This is a genomic window from Brevundimonas sp. (assembly GCF_041688735.1).
In the GTDB taxonomy this organism is placed as follows: Bacteria; Pseudomonadota; Alphaproteobacteria; order Caulobacterales; family Caulobacteraceae; genus Brevundimonas.
In genome coordinates this window covers 1-6,590 of record NZ_JBDNHO010000086.1, presented here as the reverse complement: position 1 = coordinate 6,590, position 6,590 = coordinate 1, and the positions used below count along the sequence as shown (strand labels likewise).

Sequence of the window (6,590 nt, the reverse complement as noted above, 5' to 3'; positions counted from 1 at the left end):
CTTGCCGCCGACGCCCTTGGGGTCGGCCTTCGCCAGTTTTTCGAAGATGGCGGTTTCGATGGGGTCGCTCATCGCCCCTATATGCTGCATGGCGAGAGCAGAACAAAGGCGGAGCGAGCGATGGTCGCGAAAGTAACGGTCCGGGCGGCGGTGCAGTTCAACGTGCCGCTGATCGTGTGGGGCGAAAACTCGCAGAATGAGTATGGCGGGCCGGCGGCGGCCGCTCACGGCAATGTTCTCAATCGGCGCTGGCTGGAGGAATTCGGTGGCCTGCTCGGCATGCGCGTGTCGGACCTGATCGGGCAGGAAGGCATCGAAGCCAGACACCTGATCAACTACGCCTATCCGACCGACGAGGAGCTTGCCCGCGTCGGCGTGACTGGCCTGTTCCTCGGCCACTACATCCCCTGGGACGGGCTGGCCAACACGCTGATCGCGACCGCAAACGGCTTGCACGTTTACGAAAAGACCGTCGAGGGATCGATGGTCAACTACGAGAACCTCGACAACCATCAGACCGGCATCCACGACTATTTCAAATTCCTGAAATTCGGCTTTGGCCGCGCGACGGATCTGGCCTGTCTGCACATCCGTCGCGAACGCCTGACCCGTCAGGATGGTCTGGACGCGGTCCAGCGGCTGGATGGTCGGTTTCCGTGGAGCTATCTCGGCAAGTCGCTCGAGGACATCCTGCGGCCGCTCGACATCACGGTCGATGAGTTCATCCGCATCTGCGACAAGTTCACCAACAAGAAGATCTTCAAACGCGATGTGGCCGGCGCGCTGGTGAAGGACCGCGACGGCAACCTGACCAAGCTGAATTTCGACAATCCATGAAAGTCGGGGTGCTCGACTACGGCGTGGGCAACCTCGGTTCCGTTCTCAGAGCCGTGGAGGCGCTCAACGTGTCACCGGTCCTGGTGGACCGAGCGGTCGACATGCATCTGAACGACTGTCTGATCCTGCCGGGCGTCGGCAATTTCGTCGACTGCGCGCGCCTGTTGTCCCAGGGCGGCTGGATGGAGGCCTTGCGTCAGGAAGTGCTGGGCTACGATCGGCCCCTGCTCGGCGTCTGCGTCGGCATGCAGTTGCTGGCCGACTTCGGACTGGAGGGGGCCGGGCCCGATGATCCCCAGGGCACGCCGGGGCTGGGCTTCATTCCCGGCCGGGTCGAGCACCTCTCCACGCTTGGCTGCGCCCTGCGCCTGCCCCACGTGGGCTGGAACGGCATCGTCAGCACCACGCCCAGGGACAGCCTGTTCACAGACATCCCGGACGGCACTGACTTCTATTTCGTGCACAGCTACGCCTTCGTCGCCAAGGACCCTGCGGACGTGCTGGCGACCGCGGACTATGGTGTGCCGGTCACCGCCGCGGTCCGGCGAGGTCACGTCTGGGGCACCCAGTTTCACCCCGAGAAGAGCTCCAGGGCCGGCTCGCGGCTGCTCCGCAACTTCCTGTCCGGGCCCCAATGCTGAAGGTCCGCGTCATCCCGACCCTGCTCTGGAAGAGCTTCGGGCTGGTCAAGGGTGTCGGCTTCGACAGCTGGCGGCGGGTCGGGCCGGTGCTGCCGGCGATCAAGGTCTATAATCAGCGCGAGGTCGATGAGCTCATCCTGGTCGACATCCTCGCGCACGGCACCGGAGACGACCCGGACTTCGAGTCCGTCAACGACTTCGGCCAGGACTGTTTCGTACCCCTGACTGTCGGCGGCGGGATCACCAACCTGGCGCAGGTGCAGCGGCTCCTGCGGGCGGGTGCCGACAAGGTCAGCGTCAATACGGCCGCCTATGAGAACCCCGGCCTCATCACCGAGATCGCCATGAAGTTCGGTGCCCAATGCGCCGTCGCCAGCATCGATGCGAGGGCCCAGCCGGACGGCGGCTGGGCCTGTTTCAGCCACGCGGGCCAGACGCCGACCGGGCGAGAGGTCGCGGACTGGGCCCGGGAACTGGAGGATCGCGGAGCGGGCGAAATCCTGATCACCTCGATCGAGCGCGACGGCACGATGGAGGGTTATGACCTTGCCCTGATCGAACGGGTGGCCGGCGCGGTCCGGATTCCAGTGATCGCGTCGGGCGGTGCCGGCAACTACGGGCACATGGTCTGCGCGGTGCAGCAGGCCGGAGCGTCCGCAGTGGCGGCCGCGAGCATCTTCCACTTCACCGAACAGACGCCGGCGGGTGCCAAGGCGGCGCTGGCCGCCGCAGGGATACCGGTCCGAAAACCCTACCAACCCGATCAGGACGCCTGACCATGCGGGTTGGCATAAGGGTCGATGCGTCGCTGGAGATGGGAACCGGGCATCTGCGTCGTTGCATGACGCTGGCCGCCGCCCTGATCGACAAGGGTGCGGACGTCCGCTTCGTCGTTCGCCGTCATGATGCAGTTAGCGCGGTCGCGCTGGGGTCGCAGCCCTTTTCCGTCGTCTGGCTCGATCCGCCGGTGCCGGGGTCTGGCTCGGCGTCGCCACGGTCGGAGGATTCATCCTATCAGCACTGGAGCGGCGCCGGGTGGGCCGAGGATGCGTCCGACACGGTTGAGGCATTGCGCGGCCTGGAGCCCGACTGGGTGATCGTCGACCACTATGCCCTGGACGCCCGCTGGCATGATCAGGTTCGTCAGGGCCTCGGCTGCAGGCTGATGGCCATCGACGATCTGGCCGATCGTCCCCTCGCCGTGGACGTTCTGCTCGACGCCAATCTGGCCGAAGATCATGGCCGCAAATACCAGGGCCGTCTGGAGCGCAAGACCCGCATTCTGGGGGGACCCCGGTTTGCGATCCTGTCCCAAGCCTATCGATCGGCCACGCCCTATCCGTTCCATCCGCAGGTTCGCAGCATCGGCGTCTTCATGGGCGGGACCGATCCCGGCGGCGTCAGCGCGCGGGTCCTGAAGGCCTGCCGTGAGGACGCCGGTTTCGACGGGCTGATCGAGGTCGTGTCCACCTCGGCCAATCCCCGGCTTGAGGCTCTGGGCGCGGCCTGCGCCGCTGATCCCGACGCCCGTCTCTTGCTCGACCTTCCCGATCTTAGCGCCTTCTATGCGCGGCACGATCTCCAGATCGGCGGCGGCGGCACGGCGTCCTACGAGCGCTGCCGCATGGGTGCGCCGTCGATCGCTCTGGTCCTTGCGCCCAACCAGCTGGCGGTGATCCCGATGCTCGCCGCGAACGGAACCGTGCGTCCCGCGCGCCTCAGCGATGACCCTGGGACGGACACGCCGGGCTCCGCGCCTGACCTTGTGGATGTCATTCGCGAACTCGTGGCCGACCCGGACGCGCGGCTGAAACTGTCCGAACGCGGCAGGGCTCTGGTCGATGGGCGCGGCGCGGATCGTGTCACGTTCTGCCTTCTCGCTTCATCCATGACGCTGCGGCGGGCCACGCTGGAGGACGGCGCGCAGCTCCACGCCTGGCGCAACCACCCCGACATTCGTGCGATCTCCGGGACCAGCGAACCCATTGCACTCGCAAGCCACATGGACTGGCTGGCGGGCAAACTGGCCGCCGAGGATTGCCGGCTGTATGTCGGCGAGATCGGCGGCTCAGCCATTGGCAGCATCCGCTTCGACCGGATGCAGGAGGGTGCGCTCCAGGTGTCCCTCTACCTCGACCCGGACCTGCCGGGGCTGGGACTGGGCCCACACCTGCTGTTGGCGGGCGAGAGAGACGTGATGGCGGACTGGCTCGGCGACGCGACATTCACCGCGTCTGTCATGCTGGACAACGCTGTCTCGGCCCGGTTGTTCGTCAGTTGTGGATACTCCGGCGCGCCTCCGCGCTATACCAAGCACGTCGCCCAGCGGAAGTCGGTGTCATGAAGATTGGTGATCGTATCATCGGCGCAGGGCATCGCCCCTACGTCATCGCCGAAATGTCGGGCAATCATAACCAGTCGCTCGATCGGGCGCTCGAGATCGTCGACGCCGCCGCCGCCCATGGGGCCGACGCGATCAAGCTGCAGACCTATACCGCCGGCACGATGACCCTCGACGTTCGTATGCCCGGGTTCGTGATCGAGGATCCCGCCAGCCTGTGGGACGGCCGCCAGCTCTACGAGCTTTACCAGGAGGCCTATACCCCTTGGGAGTGGCACAGGCCGATCATGGAGCGCGCCGCCGGCCATGGCCTGCACTGTTTCAGTTCGCCCTTCGACGCGACCGCCGTCGATTTCCTCGAGACCCTCGGGGTCGCGGCCTACAAGATCGCGTCCTTCGAGATCATCGACCTGCCGCTGATCATAAAGGTCGGATCGACCGGAAAGCCGATGATCATGTCGACGGGCATGGCGACGGCGGGCGAGATCGACGACGCGGTGCGCGCCGCGCGCGACGCCGGCTGCACGGACCTGATGCTGCTCAAATGCACGAGCACCTATCCAGCCAGGGCCGAGAACACCAATATCGCGACTATCCCGCATATGCGCGCCCTGTTCGGCTGCGAGGTCGGCCTGTCCGACCACACCATGGGCTCCGGCGTCGCGGTCGCGGCCGTCGCGCTGGGCGCGACCCTGATCGAGAAACATTTCACGCTTGCGAGGGCCGACGGCGGTGTGGACTCCGCCTTCTCGATGGAACCGCATGAGTTGCGGCTGCTCTGCGACGAGGTCGAGAATGCGCGGCTGGCGCTCGGATTGGTCAGCTATGGTCCGACGCAGGCCGAGCTCAAATCCCTGGCGTTCCGGCGCTCTCTCTATATCGCGGTGGATGTAAAGGCCGGCGACATCCTTGACGAAACCCGCGTCAGGGCGGTCCGGCCAGGGTTCGGACTGCCGCCAAAATTCATCGGTTCCGTGATCGGCCGCCGGGCTTCGCGCGATGCGCCCGCCGGCACCCCTGTGAGCTGGGACCTGCTGGCCTAGATCGTGCGCTGACATCGGTTCAGGGCGGGCCTGCGGCCATGAGGATGTGAGAGCCGCAGCCTTTCGCTACAGTCTCGTCGAGCGACTCTCGCGCGGCGCAGTTCAAGGTTATCACCATGACCGACCCCGACCTCTATCCCGTCCCTTCCGAATGGGCCCAGCGCGCCCGGATGACGAGGGCGGGGTATGAGGCAGCGCGGGTCGCCGCGCGCGAGACGCCCGACGCCTTCTGGGCCGAGTAGGCCCGGCGGCTGGACTGGATGACACAGCCGACGACTATCAAGGATGTGTCGTTCGACAAGGCTGACTTTCGCATCCGATGGTTCGAGGATGGGGTTCTGAATGTGGCCTGGAACTGCCTCGACCGGCATCTGGAGATGCGCGGTGACCAGACCGCCATCCTGTGGGAGGGGGATGAACCCACCCAGTCCGGCGGCCTGACCTACCGCGAACTGCACGCCGAAGTCTGCCGGATGTCAGCCGATGTAAGTCTTTGATATAGAAGAGTTTTACCCGTCGATCGAGGCCGAACTTCCGATCGTTACGCGGTACAAATCGGTAGTAGAGAACCTTCCGGTGCGACCGACCACACTCTGCCCTCGCAGTATACCGCAATCAGAGAAAAATGCCTCTCCGATTTTCGGCCGGTCTTGAGGTCCGTGGAAGGCGCATTTCCCTGCTAACAGGGAAATTTTACCCTGTACTTGATAAAATCGAGCCCTCTGCGTTGCGCAGGGCCTCGCGTATCCCTTTGTCTTCGCCCAATATTCCTTCGAGTTCGGACATCAACTGGCCGATCGAAGCAGGGAATTATTTGCGGGTTAGCAGGGAAACCAAGCCGCAATACAGGGACCCTACCCAACCGTCGGCGTCGTCAGGGGCGGAAGTGAAGCACCCGGCGCTGGGCTTCCCAGGACAATGGCAGCGGACAGGCATTCTGAAGGGCGCTGGAGGTCAGACCAACGGGATGTTCGCCGTTGACGATGGCAGTCTTCAGGTCGGGAGCCAGGAAGGCGAGCTCCATGATGTTGGAGACCCTGGACAGGCTGAGGCCCTCGCGCCGACTGATCGCTGACAGGGAAGTCACCCGGCCGGACACCACATCATCCATCCATCGGGAGGCATTCCCCAAAAGCCTGATCATGCCGGCGTGGGGTTTTCGGCGGACGCCTTCTGCCCCGACCGCCAAGTAATGCCGTGCCCCTTTGAGCCTCGCCCGGACGGCGATCTCTGTGTCGGCCACGAGCAGGCCGTGCGTTCCGGAAGCCCGGACGTGAATGCTGAGATTGGTTTCATCCAGATAGACGGCGGACACGACCTCGTGGAGGACCTGTTTGGCGGTCTCTGGCGCGCCGGTGCGCAGGACCGCGGCGACGCGCTCGATCTCGTCACGGGCCCCCGCGGTATGGGGAACAGTAAACTGCAGGCCGAGGAGAAAGGTGCACAGCGTATCGATCACGGCCCGGTTGGTGGATCGCTCCGACGCCCGGGTCACCTTCCCGCCGGTATCCGGGAAGCGGTAGAATCTCGCCCGGCCGGGGTGGTGCTTGATCTGCTCCATGACGAAGGCCTGGCCCGCCGGCGTTTGAAGCAGTCCTTCCAGAAGGAACGGCGGCGGCAGCGGTCGGCGCTCACGCCATTGCGCGTGAAGCCGCTTCATCAGGGCCGCAGCGCTCTTGAAGGTCGCTTCGCTGATCAAAGGCTCGTGCACGCCGCGATAGAGGGTGT

General features: G+C 65.1%; 8 protein-coding genes. 7 read left to right on the top strand and 1 reads right to left on the bottom strand.

The features are described 5' to 3' along the window. Nucleotides 1-120: 120 nt before the first annotated feature. From ACESMO_RS08855 to ACESMO_RS08825, 7 genes are all read left to right on the top strand, one after another. Complete coding sequence (locus ACESMO_RS08855; RefSeq protein WP_372707797.1) at nt 121-837, top strand: hypothetical protein; 717 nt, start codon at nt 121-123, stop codon at nt 835-837. Beyond that, a complete protein-coding gene (hisH, locus tag ACESMO_RS08850) occupies nt 834-1,478 on the top strand; it encodes an imidazole glycerol phosphate synthase subunit HisH (protein ID WP_372707796.1) in 645 nt (214 codons plus the stop codon). The genes ACESMO_RS08855 and hisH overlap by 4 nt, the downstream gene beginning before the upstream one ends. Beyond that, nucleotides 1,472-2,254: an imidazole glycerol phosphate synthase subunit HisF gene (gene hisF / locus ACESMO_RS08845; RefSeq protein WP_372707795.1), complete on the top strand. Its 783-nt coding sequence runs from the start codon at nt 1,472-1,474 to the stop codon at nt 2,252-2,254. The genes hisH and hisF overlap by 7 nt, the downstream gene beginning before the upstream one ends. Before the next feature lie 2 nt (nt 2,255-2,256). Further along, nucleotides 2,257-3,822: a UDP-2,4-diacetamido-2,4,6-trideoxy-beta-L-altropyranose hydrolase gene (gene pseG / locus ACESMO_RS08840; protein WP_372707794.1), complete on the top strand. Its 1,566-nt coding sequence runs from the start codon at nt 2,257-2,259 to the stop codon at nt 3,820-3,822. After that, the gene (pseI, locus tag ACESMO_RS08835) at nt 3,819-4,862 is read left to right on the top strand and encodes a pseudaminic acid synthase (protein WP_372707793.1); all 1,044 of its coding nucleotides are present in this window, start codon (nt 3,819-3,821) and stop codon (nt 4,860-4,862) included. The genes pseG and pseI overlap by 4 nt, the downstream gene beginning before the upstream one ends. A gap of 116 nt (nt 4,863-4,978) precedes the next feature. Then, nucleotides 4,979-5,104, top strand: coding sequence for a hypothetical protein (locus ACESMO_RS08830; RefSeq protein ID WP_372707792.1), 126 nt, complete (start codon nt 4,979-4,981; stop codon nt 5,102-5,104). A gap of 9 nt (nt 5,105-5,113) precedes the next feature. Next, nucleotides 5,114-5,359, top strand: coding sequence for an acetyl-coenzyme A synthetase N-terminal domain-containing protein (locus tag ACESMO_RS08825; RefSeq protein ID WP_372707798.1), 246 nt, complete (start codon nt 5,114-5,116; stop codon nt 5,357-5,359). Nucleotides 5,360-5,736: 377 nt separating this feature from the next. Here the strand turns inward: ACESMO_RS08825 and ACESMO_RS08820 are convergent. Further along, a partial coding sequence (locus ACESMO_RS08820) for a hypothetical protein (protein ID WP_372707791.1) occupies nt 5,737-6,590 on the bottom strand: 854 nt, incomplete at its 5' end.

Coding starts and splice junctions, on each gene's coding strand:
- ACESMO_RS08855 (WP_372707797.1), top strand. CDS start 121: ATGGTCGCGAAAGTAACGGTCCGGGCGGCGGTGCAGTTCAACGTGCCG.
- hisH (WP_372707796.1), top strand. CDS start 834: ATGAAAGTCGGGGTGCTCGACTACGGCGTGGGCAACCTCGGTTCCGTT.
- hisF (WP_372707795.1), top strand. CDS start 1,472: ATGCTGAAGGTCCGCGTCATCCCGACCCTGCTCTGGAAGAGCTTCGGG.
- pseG (WP_372707794.1), top strand. CDS start 2,257: ATGCGGGTTGGCATAAGGGTCGATGCGTCGCTGGAGATGGGAACCGGG.
- pseI (WP_372707793.1), top strand. CDS start 3,819: ATGAAGATTGGTGATCGTATCATCGGCGCAGGGCATCGCCCCTACGTC.
- ACESMO_RS08830 (WP_372707792.1), top strand. CDS start 4,979: ATGACCGACCCCGACCTCTATCCCGTCCCTTCCGAATGGGCCCAGCGC.